This is a genomic window from Methylocystis sp. JAN1 (genome assembly GCF_052186135.1).
Classification (GTDB): domain Bacteria; phylum Pseudomonadota; class Alphaproteobacteria; order Rhizobiales; family Beijerinckiaceae; genus Methylocystis.
The window spans coordinates 2822017-2838838 of the sequence record NZ_CP181499.1; the positions used below are offsets into that span (position 1 = coordinate 2822017).

Consider the following 16822-nt stretch of genomic DNA (forward strand, 5'->3'; position numbering starts at 1 on the left):
ATTATTGTCGCAAGAGGCGTCGTTCCGGCAGGACGCGCAGGCTTTGTTGGCGATATAACTTCGCCCCGACGAAGATGCCTAAAGTCATCGGGCTGGGGATATGAACTTCAACAAGCACGTTTCTCTCATTGCGCTCAGCGCCGCTCTCGCGTCCGGCGCCGCCTCCGCGCAGCAATCCTTGCCGACGATCGAGATCGGCGCGACGCCGCTGCGCTCGTCCTCGCGGCCAGCCGCGCGGCCCTCTCCCGCCCCGGTTCAGGCGGCTCCCGGACCGGCGCAACGCAGCGCGCAGTCCCGCCCGAGCCCCCGCGTCGGCCAATCCGCGCCGATCGCCGCTCCGGCGCCCTATATCTCGCCGCTCGTCACCTATCAGGTTCCGGCGTCGGTCCACGTCGTCAGCGACAAGGAGATCGCCAACTCCCGCAAGTTCAGCGTCGGCGAAGCGTTGCAGCGCGCCGCGCCGGGCGTGATCATCAACGATATCGGCGGCAACCCGTCCTTCCCCGAAGTCGATTATCGCGGCTTCGTCGCCTCGCCTCTGGCCGGCGTGCCGCAGGGCCTCGCCGTGTTCCAGAACGGCGTCCGCATCAACGAGATGTGGGGCGACACGGTCAATTGGGACCTCATCCCGAGCGTCGCGATCGACCGCGTGGCCATCGAGACCGGCAACCCGCTTTACGGCCTCAACGCCATTGGCGGCGCCATCGTTCTCGACATGAAGAACGGCTTCACCTGGCAGGGCGCCGAACTCGATCTGCGCGGCGGATCGTTCAACCGCCGTCAGGGCGCGTTCCAATACGGCCGCCAGATCGGCGACTTCGCCATGTACGCCGCCGGCGAAGCGTCAGGCGACTCGGGCTACCGCTATTTCTCCGGCTCGCATATCAAGCGCTTCTATGGCGACATTGGCTGGCGCGGCGAGAACGCCGAAGTCCACGCCAATGCGACGCTCGGCTCGAACCGCTTCGGCGCCTCCGGCCCCGCGCCGGTCGACATCGTCGCCGCCAACAAGAGCGCCACCTACACGACGCCGCAGACCTACAAGAATCAGGTCATGATGTTCGACCTGAACGGTCAGGTTCAGGTCAATCCGACGACCAAGCTCCTCGGCGACATTCATTATCGCGGCTACAACCAGGCGCGTGTCGACGGCAACACGACCGAGTTCGAATGCGAAGGCGGTCAGGCGACCTGCACGACCCAGGACGGCGCGCCGACGAGCATTCCGAACTTCTTCAATACCGGGAATGAATCCATCGCCGGCCCCGCGCTCGGCGCCATCGACCGCACCTGGACAAGAATCAATACGCTCGGCTTCACGGGCCAGGTCAACAACACGGACGAGATCCTCGGCTTCCCGAACAAATTCACCGCCGGCGTGAATCTGGAGCACGGATTCACGAATTTCACCGCGAACGAAGAGCTTGGAATCATCAATTCGGACTTCACGGTCAGCGGGTTCAACTACTACCCGCACGAACCGGCCGCGGGCATCTCCCCCGTCAAGCTCAGCGTCTCAAACTACTATCTCGGCGCCTACGCGCTGGACTCGCTCGATCTGACGGACAAGCTCACCGCGACAGGCGGCTTGCGCTACAACCGCGCCAGCGTCCAGATGTACGACCAAGCGGGCGTCGCGCTGAACTCCACCAATGTCTTCGACCATATCAACCCGATGGGCGGCCTGACCTACAAGCTCACGCCCCAGATCGCGGCCTATGGCAGCTACTCCGTCGCCAACCGCGCGCCGACGCCGTTGGAGCTTGGCTGCTCGGATCCGAATCGTCCCTGCCTGATCGACTCCTTCCTCGTCTCCGACCCGCCGCTCAAGCAGGTGACCTCGAATACGATCGATCTCGGCGTGCGCGGCGGCTTCCGGCCGGCCGAGACTCTGCCGGGGATTCTCGGGACCTTTCCCGGAACGTTGCAGTGGTCGGCCGGCATTTTCCGCACCAACGCCTTCAATGACATTTTGAGCATTCCGAGCAGCATTAACGGGCGCGGCTATTTCACCAACGCCGGCAATACGGTGCGTCAGGGCGTCGAGCTTTCGATGCGCTACGTCGACGAACGTCTGTCCGCCTATGTGAACTACACGCTGACCGACGCCTATTTCAATTCGCAGAACTTCCTCGGCGCGCCGGCAAATCCGGCGGCGCTGGCGGTCGGCTCGCCCTCGATCCTCGTCAATCCCGGCGCGACGCTGCCGGGGGTCGCGCCGCATCGCTTCAAGGCGGGAGCCGACTACGCGGTCACGCCGAGATGGAAGGTCGGCGGCGACCTCGTTTATGCGGCTGGTTCCTATTTCGTCGGCGACTGGGCGAACCAGTTCGGCACGCTGTCGCCCTACGCCATCCTGAACCTGCGCACCTCCTACGACGTAACGAAGGCCCTTCAGCTCTATGCGCTGATCGAGAACGCGACCAACACGCGGGCGCGCAGCTTCGGCACGTTCTTCGAAACCGACTCCATCAACTTCGCGAATTTCAACAGCCCGAAGATGGTCTCGGTCGGCCCGCCGACCGCCTTCTACGCCGGCATGAAGTGGAACTTCGGCGCGGAACCCAGCGGCTGGATGGCCTCGGCGCGCGACCAACTCGCGCAGGAGCGCGGCGAAGAACGGCCCGCGCCGCGCAGATGGGCCGGTCTCTACGCCGGTCTGAACGCCGGCTATGGCTGGGGCGCCACAACCGGCGTCGGCGTGAGCCCCAACGGCTATGGCGACCGCTTCGCCAACCTCTGGAACCAAAAGATCCTTGACGAGGAGCCGGGCGACGACGGCGCCGCGTGGTGGGGCCTCTTCCAGCCCACCGCGCCCGCTTTCGCGAATACCGGCGTCGCAAGCGTGAGCCGCAGCGGCTTTATCGGCGGCGGCCAGATCGGCTGGAACTATCAGGACGAATCGAATGTCGTCCTCGGGGTCGAAGCCGACTTCCAGGGGACCACCTTCCGCGGCAAGGGCTCCTATAATAGCGGGCTTTACGAACGCGCCGGTTATATCGACAAGCCGGAGGGCGGCGGTCTGGAGAGCCTCGTGCTGACGCGCCAGATCGTCGGCGGCGGTAGCATCTCCGCCGGCACGGACTGGATGGGCACTCTCCGCGGCAAGATCGGCTACGCGATCACCGACACGCTTCTCGCCTATGGCACGGGCGGTCTCGCCTATGGCGCGGTTCATGCGTCAGCGGCGCATTTCAACATGTCGAGCATCCAGCGCGAGAACGACGTCGGCGTGCTGGCGTGGAACTACGCCAACCCGGCGGCCTTGGGAGGCGCGAGCTATTCCGGCGTGCGCGCCGGCTGGTCCGCGGGCGGCGGCGTCGAATGGATGTTCGCCGATAATTGGAGCGCCAAGGCCGAAGGTCTTTATTACAATCTCGGCGCGGCGGACCTCGTCTCGTCGCCGCTCGCGACCATCTGCTCGACCCAAGCGGCGAACGCCTCCGCCGGAGCCTGCGCCCGGGGCGCGTCGAGCGCCAACCGCATTGCGCCGGGCGGCCTGCTTTGGGCGAACAGCCCCGTCTCGAAAGTCCAGTTCGACGGCGTGATCCTGCGCGCGGGCGTCAACTACCATTTCAATTGGGGATCGGACCTCTTTTGACGCCCCGGCTTTTCACATGACCCTCGACGAGCTGGCGGCCCTGCGGGACCGCCTCAGGCTACTGACAAAGTAGCGATGACGCCCCCTCGTGCTTCGAGGCGCTTGCTGCGCAAGCTCCTCGGCATGAGCGGCTTCTTCCTTCAGCGCCAAACAGTTAGGCCTCATCCTGAGGAGCGGGCGACGCCGTGCCTCGAAGGACGAGGCCGCCTTGGGAAGTTTTGTCAACAAACTGTGGCGACCCGCGGGGCCGCCTTTTTTGTCGCGGACGCCTGCGCTGGCGAAGCAGGATATTCGCCCTTATATCTCGGGCGTTCTTCCCGATTAGGAGGCTGACATGAATAAGATGTTTTTCGCCGCTCTTTGCGCGGCCGCGCTGATGGCCGCGCCCGTTTCGCCCGCGCTCGCCAAGAAGGCCTCGCCCGTCGCCGCGCTCGACACCGACAATGACTCGACCGTCGATCTCAACGAGATCAAGAAGTCCGCGGAAGAGCTTTTCGCCAAGCTCGAAAAGGACAATGACGGCACGCTCGAGCCAAAAGAGCTTCACGGCCGTCTCTCCAAAAAGGAATTCAAGGCCGCCGATCCCGACAATGACGGCACGCTGGACAAGAACGAATTCCTTGCGGTCGTCGAAAGCCTCTTCAAGTCGGCGGACACGGATAATGACGGAACGCTCGACGACAAGGAACTGGCCGCCAAGCAGGGCAAAGCGCTGCTGCGCGTGACCCGCTGAGGCCAGGCCCTCACGACAAAGAGCGTGCGGGGTTTCCCGACTTGATCCCGCGCGCCAAAGCGGCCATTTAGAAGGCCATGAAACGCCTCGCCGCCGCTTGTTTCCTGATGCTTGCCGCCGCTCCGGCCCCAGCGGACGCGCTCAACGTAAAGGTCGGCTTGCTGCGCGAGCCGCATTCGCGCGAAACTCTATCCATTCTTGACATTCCCGCCGCCGACGACACGCTCGCTGGCGCGCTTCTCGGCGCCGCAGACAACAACACGACCGGGAAATTCACCAATCAATCCTTCGAGGCGATCGACGAGAAACTTGACGAAGGCTCGGATGTCGCCGCGTCGATCGACGCCCTCGTCGAAAAGGGCGCTTTTCTTATCATTGCCGATCTATCTTCCGATCATCTGCTCGCGGCGAGCGAACGCGCCAAGGCGAAGGGCGCGCTTCTCTTCAACGTCTCGGCGCCGGACGAACGCCTGCGCGAGGAAGATTGCCGGGCCAACGTGATTCATGTCGCGCCGTCGCGCGCCATGCTTGCCGATGGGCTCGCGCAATATCTCGTCTGGAAGCAGTGGCGCAAATGGCTGCTGATCAAAGGCTCGCACGAGAAGGACGAGCTGCTCGCGCAGGCCTATCGCCGCGCGGCCAAGAAGTTCGGCGCGAAGATTGTGGAGGAGCGCCTCTACGAAGATACGGGCGGCGGGCGGCGCAGCGATTCCGGCTCGGTGCAGACGCAGCGGCAAATGCCGGTGCTGACGCAGAATGCGCCTGCGTACGACGCGCTCGTCGCCTTGGACGAGAGCGAGGTGTTCGCAGGCTACCTTCCCTATCGCACATGGGATCCGCGCCCGGTCGCTGGCTCGGCGGGCCTCTATCCCACCAACTGGGACCCCGCGCATGAGCAATGGGGCGCGCAGCAGTTGCAGAACCGCTTCATGGCGACCTTCCGGCGCCTGATGAACGCCCGCGACAACAATGCCTGGCTCGCCATGCGCATGATCGGCGAGGCCGCGACGCGGGCCAATTCGAACGCGCCGGAGAAAATCCGCGACTACATGCTCGGCAAGGACTTCTCCATCGCCGCCTTCAAGGGCGTGCGGCTGACGCTGCGGCCCTGGAACCAGCAATTGCGCCAGCCCATCCTTCTCTCCGACGGCCGCATGACCGTCTCCGTCTCGCCGCAGGAAGGCTTTCTGCATCAGGTGAGCGAACTCGACACGCTGGGGCTGGATCAGCCCGAAACCAAATGCAGGTTGAAATGAAGAAATTCTTTGCCGGCGCCTCCTCCCGTCATGGCCGGGCTCATCCCGGCCATCCACGCGACGCAGCAACGCAGGCCGGCGTGGATGCCCGCGACAAGCGCGGGCATGAAGCGCGTTGGGTTGCGACGGCGCTGTTCATCGCCTTTTTTTTCGCCTCCCCCGCCCTCGCCTACACCGCCTATGTCAGCAATGAAAAAGGCAACTCGATCACCGTCATCGACACCGACAAGCTCGAAGCGACGGCGACCGTGAAAGTCGGCCGCCGACCGCGCGGCATCGAGCTGAACAAGGAAGGCTCCGAGCTTTACATCTGCGCGGGCGACGACGACGCCATTCAGGTGCTCGACACCAAGACGCTGAAGCTCACCGGCAAGCTGCCCTCTGGCCCCGACCCCGAACTGCTCGCGCTTTCGCCCGGCGGCGACACGATCTACGTCTCCAATGAGAACGACAATCTCGTCACGCTCATCGACGTGAAGCGCAAGGAGCAGATCGGCGACATTCCCGTCGGCGTCGAGCCCGAGGGCATGGCGGTGAGCCCGGACGGCAAGCTTCTCGTCAACACGTCGGAAACGACGAATATGGCGCATCTCATCGACACGCAGACGAAGCAGATCGTCGCCAATATTCTCGTGGACGGCCGCCCGCGCTTCGCAGCGTTCAAGAAGGACGGCTCGGAGCTTTGGGTGTCGTCGGAAGTCGGCGGCACGGTCGCCGTGATCGATCCGATCAAGAAGGAATTGAAGCAGAAGATCAGCTTCGACATTCCCGCCATGTCGAAAGAGGCGATCCAGCCCATCGGCATTTCCATCACCAAGGACGGCAAGCGCGCCTTCGTGGCGCTCGGCCCCGCGAACCGCGTCGCGGTGATCGACGCGGAGACGAAGAAGATCGAAAAATATCTGCTCGTCGGTCAGCGCGTCTGGCATCTCGCCTTCACGCCGGACGAGAAATATCTGCTGACCGCCAATGGCGTGTCGAACGACGTGTCGGTGATCGACGTGGCGAACCTCAAGGTCGTGAAATCGATCCCGGTCGGCTCCTTCCCCTGGGGCGTCGTGGTGGCGCCGAAATGAGGGACGCTGCGAACCGTGTTCCCTCTCCCCGTAGAAACGGGGAGAGGGTTAGGGGCAAGACCGCATCGACGCGCGAATGTCGTCGCGCACGGCGTCCACTATTCCGCTCGCCCTTCACCCCGGCCCTCTTCCCGCAAGCGAGGAGAGAGGGCGTGGTCTGCGACCAAGCAGCGGCCTCATGACCGACGCCCTCTCTATCCGCCATCTCTCCCACTCTTACGGACAGCGTAAAGCCCTTGACGACGTGTCCTTCACTGTCGCGCCGGGCAGCTTCACCGTGCTGCTCGGACTCAACGGCGCCGGCAAGAGCACGCTGTTTTCGCTTGTCACCCGCCTTTACGCGGCGCGTAAAGGAGAGATCGACATTTTCGGCGCGAATGTCATGCGCGAGCCGGGCGCGGCGCTTCGGCGGCTTGGCGTCGTCTTTCAGGCGCGCACGCTGGACCTCGAACTGAGCCTGATGCAGAATCTCATCTATCACGCCGCGCTGCATGGGATCGGGCCGCTGGAGGCGCGCCGCCTGGGCATGGAGGCCCTGAAGCGCGCCGGGCTCGCCGAGCGGGCGAACGACAAGGCCCGCGCGCTCTCCGGCGGACAGATGCGCCGCGTCGAAATCGCCCGCGCGCTGCTGCATGGACCGAAGCTGCTCCTGCTCGACGAGCCCACCGTCGGCCTCGACATCAAGGCCCGCGCCGATCTCCTCGCCCATGTGCGCGGCCTGGTGCGCGACGAGGGGCTCGGCGTGTTGTGGACCACGCATCTCATCGATGAAATCGGGGACGATGATCAAGTGGTCATCCTGCATCACGGTAAGGTGCTGGCGCAGGGGCGCGCGGCGGATATCGTCGCGCAGAACGCCGCCGCCGATATCGGGGCTGCGTTTGCGAAAGTGACGGGAACCGTTGTGGAGAGGGCCTCGGCGTGACGTCCGTCCACTCTCCCCCTCCAGCGCTAAGCGAGTCACATATCTGCTGGATTCCGTCATGGCTTGCGATCGAAAGGCGAAAAACAAAATGAAGGGCGCATGCCTGTGACGACGATCGAGACCAGTGGGCCTGCCCCTCACCCCGGCCCTCTCCCCGCAAGCGGGGAGAAGGGGTTCACCGCGCGCGAATATTTGATCTGCCTGATGGGCGTCGTCTGGCGCGAAGGGCTGCGCTTTCTGCATCAGCGCGAGCGCTTCGTCTCCGCGCTCGTGCGCCCGCTCGTCTGGCTCTTCATCTTCGCCGCGGGTTTCCGGCAGGTGCTCGGCGTCTCGATCATCCCGCCCTATGAAACCTATGTTCTCTACGAGGTCTACATCGCGCCGGGCCTCATGGCGATGATCCAGCTCTTCAACGGCATGCAGTCGTCGCTCTCCATGGTTTACGACCGGGAGATGGGAAACATGCGCACGCTGCTCGTCTCGCCCTTCCCCCGCTGGTTCCTGCTCGGCGCGAAGCTTCTCGCGGGCGTCGCCGTTTCGATCCTGCAGGTCTACGCTTTCCTGCTCATCGCCTATTTCTGGGAGATCGAGCCGCCGACCAAATGGGGTTATCTCGCCGTGCTGCCGGCGCTTGCGCTTGGCGGGATGATGCTCGGCGCGCTCGGCATGCTCCTGTCGTCGCTGATCAGGCAGCTCGAAAATTTCGCGGGAGTGATGAACTTTGTCATCTTCCCAATGTTTTTCGCGTCCAGCGCGCTCTATCCGCTCTGGCGCGTGAAGGAATCGAGTCCCTGGCTTTATTACGTCTGCTCGATCAATCCCTTCACCCACGCCGTCGAGCTGATCCGCTTCGCCTTCTATCAGCAGGTCGAATGGGTCTCGCTGCTCGTGGTGGCATGTTACACGGCCGTCTTCCTCGTCGCGGCGATGATCGCTTACGATCCGGCGCGCGGCATGCTCATGCGCAAGGGCGGGTAGATGCAGGACTGGAATTCGGCGGATTATCAGCGTCACGCCGCCTTCGTTCCGCGGCTCGGCGCGCCGCTCCTGGATCTGCTGGCCCCGGCGGCGGGCGAAAGGATCCTCGATCTTGGCTGCGGCGACGGCGCATTGACGGCGCAGATCGCGCAAAACGGCGTGTCGGTCGTCGGCGTGGACGCCTCGCCGGCAATGGTCGAGGCCGCCCGCGCCAGGGGCCTCGATGCGCGGGTCGCCGACGGGGCCTCGCTCAACTTCGATCGGGAATTCGACGCCGTCTTCTCGAACGCGGCGCTGCACTGGATCCGCGACGCAGACGCCGTCATCGACGGCGTTCGCCGCGCGCTCAAACCGGGCGGCCGCTTCGCGGCCGAGTTTGGCGGCCATGGCAATGTCGCCGCCATCTGCGTCGCCCTGATCGCCACGACGAAAAAGCACGGCGCACGCGCCGAAAGCCTCCTGCCCTGGTATTTCCCGACAGCGGACGATTATCGTCGCCGCCTCGAAACTCATGGCTTTCGCGTCGATGACATCGCGCTCATGCCGCGCCCGACGCCATTGCCGACGAACATAGGCGGTTGGCTCGACGTGTTCGCGTCGGGCGTTTTCGCGATGCTGCCTGAGGAAAGGCGTCGCGCCGCCCGCGACGACGCGATTGATCTCCTGCGTCCCGTGCTGAGCGACGGGCAAGGAAACTGGACGGCGGATTACGTCCGCTTGCGCTTCGTCGCGCGGCTGTAGAGGCTTACTTCTTCTTTGTCTTGGCTGCGGCCTCCTCGGCCGCCGCGGCTTCGGCGTAGCCCTCGGGGAGCTTCACCCCGCTCGCGAGCTGGGCGCCGAGCACGATGGCGCGAGCCTCGGTGAGACGGAGCGCGCAATAGCCGAAGTCCGATTCCTTCGCATAATTGCGACAAACTTCCTCGCGCCAGGACGAAAAGCCCGCCTGCTCTTTCACCACGAAATTGCGGACCAGCTTGTCCTTGCTGTTGCGCTGATAAAGCTCGCGGAAATCGGCGCGCACCGTCTTCTCGACCTTGGCGCGGGCGCCGAGCATTTCCTCGGCCTTCTTGGGGTCGAACTCGCTCTCGGCCATGCCCCACAGGCCGCTCGGATCGGCACGGCAGTCGGCAACCTTGATTTCGCAGGCCTTGCCCTCGTTGGTGACAAGGACGGCGCCGTCCAGCACGTCCATGGTGAAGGGACAGGCGGGAAAATTGATCTGATAGCGCCGCAGCCCCGCGCCGCTGTTTTGCGACGTCAGTTTCAGAGGCATGCCGGAAACGTCGACGCGACACTCCTCGCCGGAGCGCGACAAACGATCCCCCGAGAGGGTGAGCTTGGCGACCTGAAGCTCCGTCCCGGCGCGCGAGAATTCGACGGCGCTGCCCGAGCCGTCCAGCTTCAGCGTCTTGCCGACGATCGTATCTTCGGACGGCGCCTTGGGCATGACGATCGGCCCGCGCGCGGCGCCCATTTCGCCGCTGCTGACTTTCTTCTTCTTCGGGGGGCCGGACGGCGAGGTCACGGTCCCCTCGGGCGTGGGCGCAACGGCGCCTGGAAGCGCAAGCTGAGCCGTCACGGGCGCGGCGGCGCAAATTAGCGCAGCCGACATCGCTCCGGCGGCCGCCCGAGCGAAAATTGTCCAGGACGGCGCGGTCGACATCGGCAAGCCCAACCCCTTCCAGACCCGCCGGCGAGGCCGACGAGCGAAGCGCCTTATCTCGGCGCCAGAACCATCACCATCTGCCGGCCTTCCATGGACGGCTCCAGCTCCACCTTGGCCACTGTCGCGGTCTCGGACTTCACGCGCGTCATGAGGCGATAGCCGATGTCCTGATGGGCGATCTCGCGGCCCCGGAAGCGCAGCGTCACCTTGACCTTGTCGCCTTCCTCGAAGAAGCGGCGGACGGCCTTCATCTTGACGTCGTAATCATGCTCGTCGATGCCGGGGCGAAGCTTGATTTCCTTGACCTCGACCACCTTCTGCTTCTTGCGGGCCTCGGCGGCCTTCTTCTGCTCGGCGAAGCGGAAGCGGCCATAGTCCAGAATCTTGCAGACCGGAGGAATCGAATTCGGCGCGATCTCGACAAGATCGAGCCCGGCCTGCTCGGCCATGCCCAGCGCGTCCAGCAATTGAACGACGCCATGATTCTTTCCTTCGGAATCGATCAACTGCACTTCACGGGCGCGAATCTCTCGGTTGATGCGCGGGCCTTCCTTCTGTGGCGCCGCGGTGCTCTTCATTGGCCTGCGAATGGATCTTTCTCCTTTACCAGACCGAAAAAACTCGGCCCTGATTGAAATCAGCGCGCCCTCGCGCGCGCATATAGGGCTCCGGACCGGAGTCCGGAGTACGGGAGATTCTCACGAAAGCGCGGCATGTCAACTGGCCAGACCCGCCGTTTGGGCATTATTCACGCCGAACTACGCATTAAAAGAAACCGCCGACGAACGCCGCCACTTTATTTCGCGCGCCCTGGAGTCGAAAATGGCTCGCCCCCGGCAGTTTTTCGCCCCCGGATCACCAACTTGGCGCTCTCTTCCGGAGAGGCAGGCGTAAGCCAGAGCTTCCCCGGCCTCGAAAATCTCGAAGGCCAGCCCGTTGGCGGGAGCCAAAATCCGGCGGGCGCCGGGAGGGGCGCCCTCTCACGTCAATTCGCCAGGGCGGGACAGCTCGGACAGGGCGTTCCGCCCGACATGGCGCCGCAGCTTTGTCCGGCGTCCGCATCGCCGCCGGCGGCGGGCTTGGCGATCAGGGAAAGCTGGCGCTCGACATGAGCGGCTCCGCAAGCGGGGCATCCGGGCGTTTCCTCGAAACGCGCCAGCGTCTCGAACTCATGGGCGCATTGCTGGCAGCGGAAGGCGTAGAGGGGCATGGTCTCTCACAAGGTGGAAAATTCGAGGAAGCCTATGTTACGCCGTCGCTGCGCCGCGGCAAAGCGGGACGACCGCGCGGCCGAATGCGCTAGATTGAGTCCCGAGACCTCGCTTCGAGAAACGACATGACCTATCGCGCCCCGCTTCAAGACATTTTCTTCGCGCTCCATCTCGCGGCGGGCGAAGACGCCGAAGGGATCTACGCGGATATCGCCGGGGGCGTGGCCGAGCAGACGCTCAACGAAGCGGCGAAATTCGCGGAAGGCCAGCTTCTGCCGCTCGACCGGGTCGGCGACCGCGCTGGCGTGAAGCTCGTGGATGGCGAAGTGACCACCGCCCCCGGCTGGCGCGAGGCCTATGCGGGTTGGCGTGACGGCGGCTGGAACGCAATCTCCGCCGATCCGCGATATGGCGGCCTCGGCCTTCCCGTTTTGCTCAACGCCGCCTGCACGGAAATTTGGAACGCGGCGAACATTTCCTTCGCGCTCTGCCCGCTGCTCTCCCACGGCGCCATCGAAGCGCTGGAGGCGCACGCCCCCGCCGCGCTGCGGGAAACCTATCTCGGCAAGATCGTCAGCGGCGAATGGACCGGCACGATGAACTTGACCGAGCCGCAGGCGGGTTCGGATCTCGCGCTTCTGCGCACGCGCGCGGAGCGCGATGGCGACGGCTCCTATCGCATCACGGGGCAGAAGATCTTCATCACCTATGGCGAACACGATCTTACCGACAACATCGCGCATCTCGTGCTCGCGCGCCTGCCTGACGCGCCGGCGGGCGTGAAGGGCATTTCGCTCTTCCTCGTTCCGAAGTTGCTGCCGGGCGATAGCGGCGCCTTCACGCGCCGCAACGCCGTGCGCTGCGTCGGCGTGGAGCGCAAGCTCGGCATCCACGCCTCGCCGACCTGCACCATGGCCTATGAGGACGCGACGGGCTTCCTGATCGGCGAGGAGAACAACGGCCTCGCCTGCATGTTCACAATGATGAACAACGCCCGTCTCAATGTCGGCGTTCAGGGCGTGGCGCTGGCTGAGCGCGCGACGCAGGCGGCGCTCGAATATGCGCGCGAGCGCAAGCAGGGCCGGGCGATCGGCGCCTCCGGGACGAGCGCCGTCATCGCGCATCCCGACGTGCGGCGCATGCTGCTCACCATGGCGAGCCTGACGATGGCGGCGCGCATGATCTGCTTCGAGACCGCCGCTTCGCTCGACCGTGCGCATCGCTGCGACGATGCAAAGAAAGCCAAGGACGCAGACGAGCGGGCGAGCCTGCTAACGCCGGTCGCCAAGGCCTTCTCGACCGACATCGGCAATGAGGTCGCGTCGCTCGCCGTGCAGGTGCATGGCGGCATGGGCTATATCGAAGAGACGGGCGTCGCCCAGCTCATGCGCGACGCGCGCATCTGCGCGATTTATGAAGGCACGAACGGCATTCAGGCGATCGACCTCGTTGGCCGCAAACTGCCAATGAACAACAGCGCGGCGCTTAAACGCGAGATCGAGGACATGCGCGTCATTGCGCGCGAGAGCAGTTACGCCGCGGTCGCGGAAGCGGTTGAAGCCTTCGCGCAGGCGACCGACTATCTCGCGGGCGCGATGAAATCCGCGCCGGGCGAAGCGCTCGCCGGCGCCACGCCCTATCTGCGCCTCTTCGCGCTGGCGCGCGGCGCGACGCTGCTGGAAAAAGCCGCACGGACCGCGCGTCATGCAGGCCGTTCCGACGCCGCGCGATATGAGACGCTCACGCATTTCTTCGCGAAGAACATCGCCGTCGCTGCGCCGGGATTAGCGAATATGGTGATGGAGGGCGCGAAGTCGGTGACGGAAGGCGATGGCTGGTTTGGGGGGTGACGCCGTCATTGCTGCGAGGAGCGAAGCGACGAAGCAATCCAATGGCCGCGTTGTAACTCTGGATTGCTTCGCCTATCTGCGAAGTCGGGTATACCCGACTTCGAAAACAAGCTCGCAATGACGGGCGCAAGCATATCCCCTCTCCCCGCTTGCGGGGAGAGGGTTAGGGTGAGGGGCAAGGCCATGTCCGTGCGTGCTGGTCATCAGACCACGCTGCGTTCAGGCGGAATGCTTATGCAGACACCGAGATCGATTCTAATAATTTGGAGCGCGTCGCCAAAAAACCGGGCTCCCACTTTTCGTAAGCCGCGCTTTAGCGCAATGACGAAAGGCTCGCGTCGTGGCTCGCCCCTCACCCCGGCCCTCTCCCCGCAAGCGGGGAGAGGGGGTTACGCGCGTTAACCGCCCATAAACTCTCGCAAAGCCGTCTGCTCCTGCGCGCTCATATGCAATCCCAATTTCGAGCGGCGCCATAAGACGTCATCCGCCTTTCGCGCCCATTCATTCTCGACCAGATACCGCAGCTCCATCTCGGTCAGGCCGCATCCAAAATCGCGACCCAGATCCGCCATCGAATGCGCATGCTTCAGAAAGCGCTCGGCGCGCGTTCCGTAAGCCCGCGCAAGGCGCAGCGCGAGAGTGTCGCCGAGGAAAGGCTTCTCGGCTTTCAGATGCGAGAGATAGGCGTCGAACTCCATGTCGCCGCCGGGAAAGACCGCGCCGCGCGTCCATGCCTCGCCATGCCGCGGCAAAAAGCCGCGAAGGTCGTCCAGCGCATGTTCGGCGAGTCGACGGGCCGTGGTGATCTTGCCGCCGAAGACGGAAAGAACGGGCGCGGCGCCTTCCGGCGCGTCGAGATCGAAAGCGTAATCGCGCGTGACGACGGAAGCGTTCAGCGAACCGTCGTCGTAAAGCGGACGCAGGCCCGAATAGCTCCAGACAATGTCCTCGCGGACAACGGGTCTGCGGAGGAAATGATTGATCGACGTCAGCAGATAGCCGGTTTCCGCCTCGCTGATCGACACCGGGCCCGGCGCATCGTCATAGGGCGCGTCCGTCGTGCCGATGAGGGTGAAGTCGCGCTCATAGGGAATGGCGAAGACAATGCGGCCGTCCGGGTTTTGCAGGATATAGGCGTGATCGCCCTCATAGAGCTTGCGCGTGACCAGATGCGAGCCTTTCACGAGCCGCACATGCTTGCGCGAATGCGCATGCAGCGCGCCTCCGATGACTTGCGAAACCCACGGCCCCGCAGCGTTGATCAACGCGCGCGCCTCGATCTCCGCGCCGCCTTCCAGCGTCGTGATCCAGCGCCCGCCCTCGCGCCGCGCCTGCGTCAGCTGCGTTCCCACGCTGATCGTCGCGCCGCGCTCCTTCGCGTCGAGCGCGTTAAGGACGACGAGGCGCGAATCCTCGACCCAGCAGTCGGCGTAAGTGAAGCCGACATTGTAGCTCTCGCGCAAAGGCGCGCCGAGCGCATTGCCTTTGAGAGAGACCATATGCGACCCCTCGAGCCGCTTGCGGCGCGCGAGGTGGTCGTAGAGAAAAAGCCCAAGCCGCAGCATCCAGACGGGACGCAGGCCCTTCTCATGCGGCAGAACGAATTTCAGCGGCCAGATGATATGCGGCGCGGCGGCGAGCAGCAGCTCGCGCTCGGCCAGCGCCTCGTGCACCAGCCGGAACTCGTAAAGTTCGAGATAGCGCAGGCCGCCATGGATGAGCTTCGTCGAAGCGGACGACGTGCCGCTGGCAAGATCGTTCTGCTCGACCAGGCGTACCGAAAGCCCCCGCCCCGCCGCGTCGCGCGCAATGGCGCAGCCATTGATCCCGCCGCCGATGATCAGAAGATCGTATAACATGCGCGCCGCTCCCGCCCGTGCTTCACTCTAAGGCAGGCAGTGGCGGGCGCAAGGAAGACGGTTTTGAGCCCGCCGCAGTTTGCCGCAAAACCTCCGAGGCGGCCTCGTCCTTCGAGACGCGAGCTTCGCTCGCTCCTCAGGATGAGGCCTAAGTAATTAGCGCTGAAAGAAGAAGCCCCTCATGCTGAGGAGCCTGCGTAGCAGGCGTCTCGAAGCACGAGGGGCGTCAACCCGACTTTGAGGAAGACGTGCTCACGCCTTACGCTCGATCTTCGTCAGCCCGCCCATATAGGGCCGCAGGACGAGCGGAATCGTCACCGAGCCGTCCGCTTCCTGATAATTCTCCAGCACCGCGACCATGGCGCGGCCGACCGCGACGCCGGAGCCGTTGAGCGTGTGGACGAAGCGCGGCTTGCCGTCCGGGCCGCGCGAGCGCGCGTTCATGCGCCGCGCCTGAAAGTCGCCACAGACGGAGCAGGACGAAATCTCGCGATATTTGCCCTGTCCCGGCAGCCAGACTTCGAGGTCGTAGGTCTTCTGCGAGGCGAAGCCCATGTCGCCCGTGCAGAGCGCGACCTTGCGATAGGGAAGCTCCAGCGCCTGCAGAATCTTCTCGGCGCAGCCGGTCATGCGCTCATGTTCGCCCTGCGACTGCTCGGGCGTCGTCACGGAAACGAGCTCCACCTTGTAGAACTGATGCTGGCGGATCATGCCGCGCGTATCCTTGCCCGCGGCGCCCGCTTCCGCGCGGAAACAATAGGTGCCGGCGGTCATGCGCAGCGGAAGCCGCGATTCGTCGAGGATTGATTCGCGCACGAGATTCGTCAGCGGAACTTCGGCGGTGGGGATGAGCCAGTAATCGGCCGCTGGCGTCAGCGGCTCGGCCGTCGGGTCCGGCTGTCCGCTCTGGCGTCCGGCGGTCACGGAGAACTGATCCTCGCGGAACTTCGGCAATTGCGCCGTGCCGAACATGGCGTCGTCGCGCACAAGCAGCGGCGGCGCGACCTCCAGATAGCCATGGTCGCTGGTATGCAGATCGAGCATGAATTGCGCGAGCGCGCGTTCGAGCCGCGCAAGCGCGCCCTTGTTCACCACAAAGCGCGCGCCCGACAGCTTGGCGGCTACCTCGAAATCCATCAGGCCCAAGCCCTCGCCGATCTCGAAATGCTCTTTCGGCGTGAAGTCGAATTTGCGCGGCTCGCCCCAGCGGGCGACTTCGACATTGTCGTTCTCGTCCTTGCCGTCGGGCGCCGAATCAAGCGGCGTGTTCGGAATGCTCGCCAGCGCGTTATCAAGCTCCGCTATGGCGTAGCGCTCAGCCTCTTCGAGCGAGGGCCAGTTCTCCTTGATCTGCGCGACTTCCGCCTTGAGCGCCTCGGCCTTGGCGTTGTCGCCCGCCTTCAGCGCCGCGCCGATTTCCTTGGAGGCCGCGTTACGCCGCTCCTGCGCCTGCTGCAACTGAGCAATCGCCGCGCGGCGCGCGTCGTCGAGCGCAAGAAGCTGGGCCGACATCGGCTCCAGCCCGCGCCTCTTGCGGCCGTTGTCGAAGGTCTCGGCGTTCTCGCGAATCCATTTGATGTCGTACATGTCGCACCCGGCGCCAGAAAAGATGAACAGCTCGCGTCTTTACCTCTCCCCGCTTGCGGAGAGAGGGAGTCGCGCTGATT

13 protein-coding genes are annotated in these 16822 nt (G+C 64.5%); 8 read left to right on the forward strand and 5 right to left on the reverse strand.

Features of this window, described 5'->3' with window-relative positions; translation table 11 throughout:
• Positions 1–100 precede the first annotated feature (100 nt).
• From ACNHKD_RS13575 to ACNHKD_RS13605, 7 genes are all read left to right on the forward strand, one after another.
• On the forward strand, positions 101–3601 hold the full coding sequence (locus tag ACNHKD_RS13575) for a TonB-dependent receptor domain-containing protein (RefSeq protein ID WP_442754014.1): 3501 nt from the start codon (positions 101–103) through the stop codon (positions 3599–3601).
• A gap of 334 nt (positions 3602–3935) precedes the next feature.
• Positions 3936–4334, forward strand: a complete 399-nt coding sequence (locus ACNHKD_RS13580) for an EF-hand domain-containing protein (RefSeq protein WP_442754015.1) — start codon at positions 3936–3938, stop codon at positions 4332–4334.
• 77 nt (positions 4335–4411) lie between these two features.
• Positions 4412–5590 (forward strand): ABC transporter substrate-binding protein, encoded by a 1179-nt coding sequence (locus tag ACNHKD_RS13585; RefSeq protein WP_442754016.1) that lies wholly within the window; start codon positions 4412–4414, stop codon positions 5588–5590.
• Positions 5591–5670: 80 nt separating this feature from the next.
• Entirely contained in the window at positions 5671–6666 is a 996-nt protein-coding gene (locus ACNHKD_RS13590; RefSeq protein ID WP_442756902.1) for a YVTN family beta-propeller repeat protein, read from the forward strand.
• 178 nt (positions 6667–6844) lie between these two features.
• Positions 6845–7591 (forward strand): ATP-binding cassette domain-containing protein, encoded by a 747-nt coding sequence (locus ACNHKD_RS13595; protein ID WP_442754017.1) that lies wholly within the window; start codon positions 6845–6847, stop codon positions 7589–7591.
• A gap of 99 nt (positions 7592–7690) precedes the next feature.
• Positions 7691–8569: an ABC transporter permease gene (locus ACNHKD_RS13600; protein ID WP_442754018.1), complete on the forward strand. Its 879-nt coding sequence runs from the start codon at positions 7691–7693 to the stop codon at positions 8567–8569.
• Positions 8570–9310, forward strand: a complete 741-nt coding sequence (locus ACNHKD_RS13605; protein ID WP_442754019.1) for a class I SAM-dependent methyltransferase — start codon at positions 8570–8572, stop codon at positions 9308–9310. It abuts the gene before it with no gap.
• Positions 9311–9314: 4 nt separating this feature from the next.
• Here ACNHKD_RS13605 and ACNHKD_RS13610 read toward each other — a convergent pair whose 3' ends face one another.
• The 3 genes from ACNHKD_RS13610 to ACNHKD_RS13620 all read right to left on the reverse strand — a co-directional run bounded on the left by ACNHKD_RS13610 (position 9315) and on the right by ACNHKD_RS13620 (position 11445).
• The gene (locus ACNHKD_RS13610; RefSeq protein WP_442754020.1) at positions 9315–10181 is read right to left on the reverse strand and encodes a hypothetical protein; all 867 of its coding nucleotides are present in this window, start codon (positions 10179–10181) and stop codon (positions 9315–9317) included.
• 104 nt (positions 10182–10285) lie between these two features.
• Positions 10286–10813 carry a translation initiation factor IF-3 gene (gene infC / locus ACNHKD_RS13615; protein WP_442754021.1) on the reverse strand — a complete coding sequence of 176 codons (528 nt, stop codon included), beginning with the start codon at positions 10811–10813 and terminating at the stop codon, positions 10286–10288.
• Between the two features lie 407 nt (positions 10814–11220).
• Positions 11221–11445, reverse strand: coding sequence for an FmdB family zinc ribbon protein (locus ACNHKD_RS13620; RefSeq protein WP_442754022.1), 225 nt, complete (start codon positions 11443–11445; stop codon positions 11221–11223).
• A gap of 126 nt (positions 11446–11571) precedes the next feature.
• On the opposite strand from ACNHKD_RS13620, the gene ACNHKD_RS13625 reads away from it, so the two are divergent.
• Positions 11572–13296 (forward strand): acyl-CoA dehydrogenase, encoded by a 1725-nt coding sequence (locus tag ACNHKD_RS13625; protein WP_442754023.1) that lies wholly within the window; start codon positions 11572–11574, stop codon positions 13294–13296.
• Positions 13297–13694: 398 nt separating this feature from the next.
• Here ACNHKD_RS13625 and glpD read toward each other — a convergent pair whose 3' ends face one another.
• A complete protein-coding gene (glpD, locus tag ACNHKD_RS13630) occupies positions 13695–15155 on the reverse strand; it encodes a glycerol-3-phosphate dehydrogenase (protein ID WP_442754024.1) in 1461 nt (486 codons plus the stop codon).
• 252 nt (positions 15156–15407) lie between these two features.
• On the reverse strand, positions 15408–16742 hold the full coding sequence (gene serS, locus ACNHKD_RS13635) for a serine--tRNA ligase (RefSeq protein ID WP_442754025.1): 1335 nt from the start codon (positions 16740–16742) through the stop codon (positions 15408–15410).
• Between the last annotated feature and the right edge of the window lie 80 nt (positions 16743–16822).

Bases quoted from the DNA above. Each gene is read 5' to 3' on its own strand.
- ACNHKD_RS13575 (WP_442754014.1), top strand. From the start codon at position 101: ATGAACTTCAACAAGCACGTTTCTCTCATTGCGCTCAGCGCCGCTCTC.
- ACNHKD_RS13580 (WP_442754015.1), top strand. From the start codon at position 3,936: ATGAATAAGATGTTTTTCGCCGCTCTTTGCGCGGCCGCGCTGATGGCC.
- ACNHKD_RS13585 (WP_442754016.1), top strand. From the start codon at position 4,412: ATGAAACGCCTCGCCGCCGCTTGTTTCCTGATGCTTGCCGCCGCTCCG.
- ACNHKD_RS13595 (WP_442754017.1), top strand. From the start codon at position 6,845: ATGACCGACGCCCTCTCTATCCGCCATCTCTCCCACTCTTACGGACAG.
- ACNHKD_RS13600 (WP_442754018.1), top strand. From the start codon at position 7,691: ATGCCTGTGACGACGATCGAGACCAGTGGGCCTGCCCCTCACCCCGGC.
- ACNHKD_RS13605 (WP_442754019.1), top strand. From the start codon at position 8,570: ATGCAGGACTGGAATTCGGCGGATTATCAGCGTCACGCCGCCTTCGTT.
- ACNHKD_RS13610 (WP_442754020.1), bottom strand. From the start codon at position 10,181: ATGTCGGCTGCGCTAATTTGCGCCGCCGCGCCCGTGACGGCTCAGCTT.
- infC (WP_442754021.1), bottom strand. From the start codon at position 10,813: ATGAAGAGCACCGCGGCGCCACAGAAGGAAGGCCCGCGCATCAACCGA.
- ACNHKD_RS13620 (WP_442754022.1), bottom strand. From the start codon at position 11,445: ATGCCCCTCTACGCCTTCCGCTGCCAGCAATGCGCCCATGAGTTCGAG.
- ACNHKD_RS13625 (WP_442754023.1), top strand. From the start codon at position 11,572: ATGACCTATCGCGCCCCGCTTCAAGACATTTTCTTCGCGCTCCATCTC.
- glpD (WP_442754024.1), bottom strand. From the start codon at position 15,155: ATGTTATACGATCTTCTGATCATCGGCGGCGGGATCAATGGCTGCGCC.
- serS (WP_442754025.1), bottom strand. From the start codon at position 16,742: ATGTACGACATCAAATGGATTCGCGAGAACGCCGAGACCTTCGACAAC.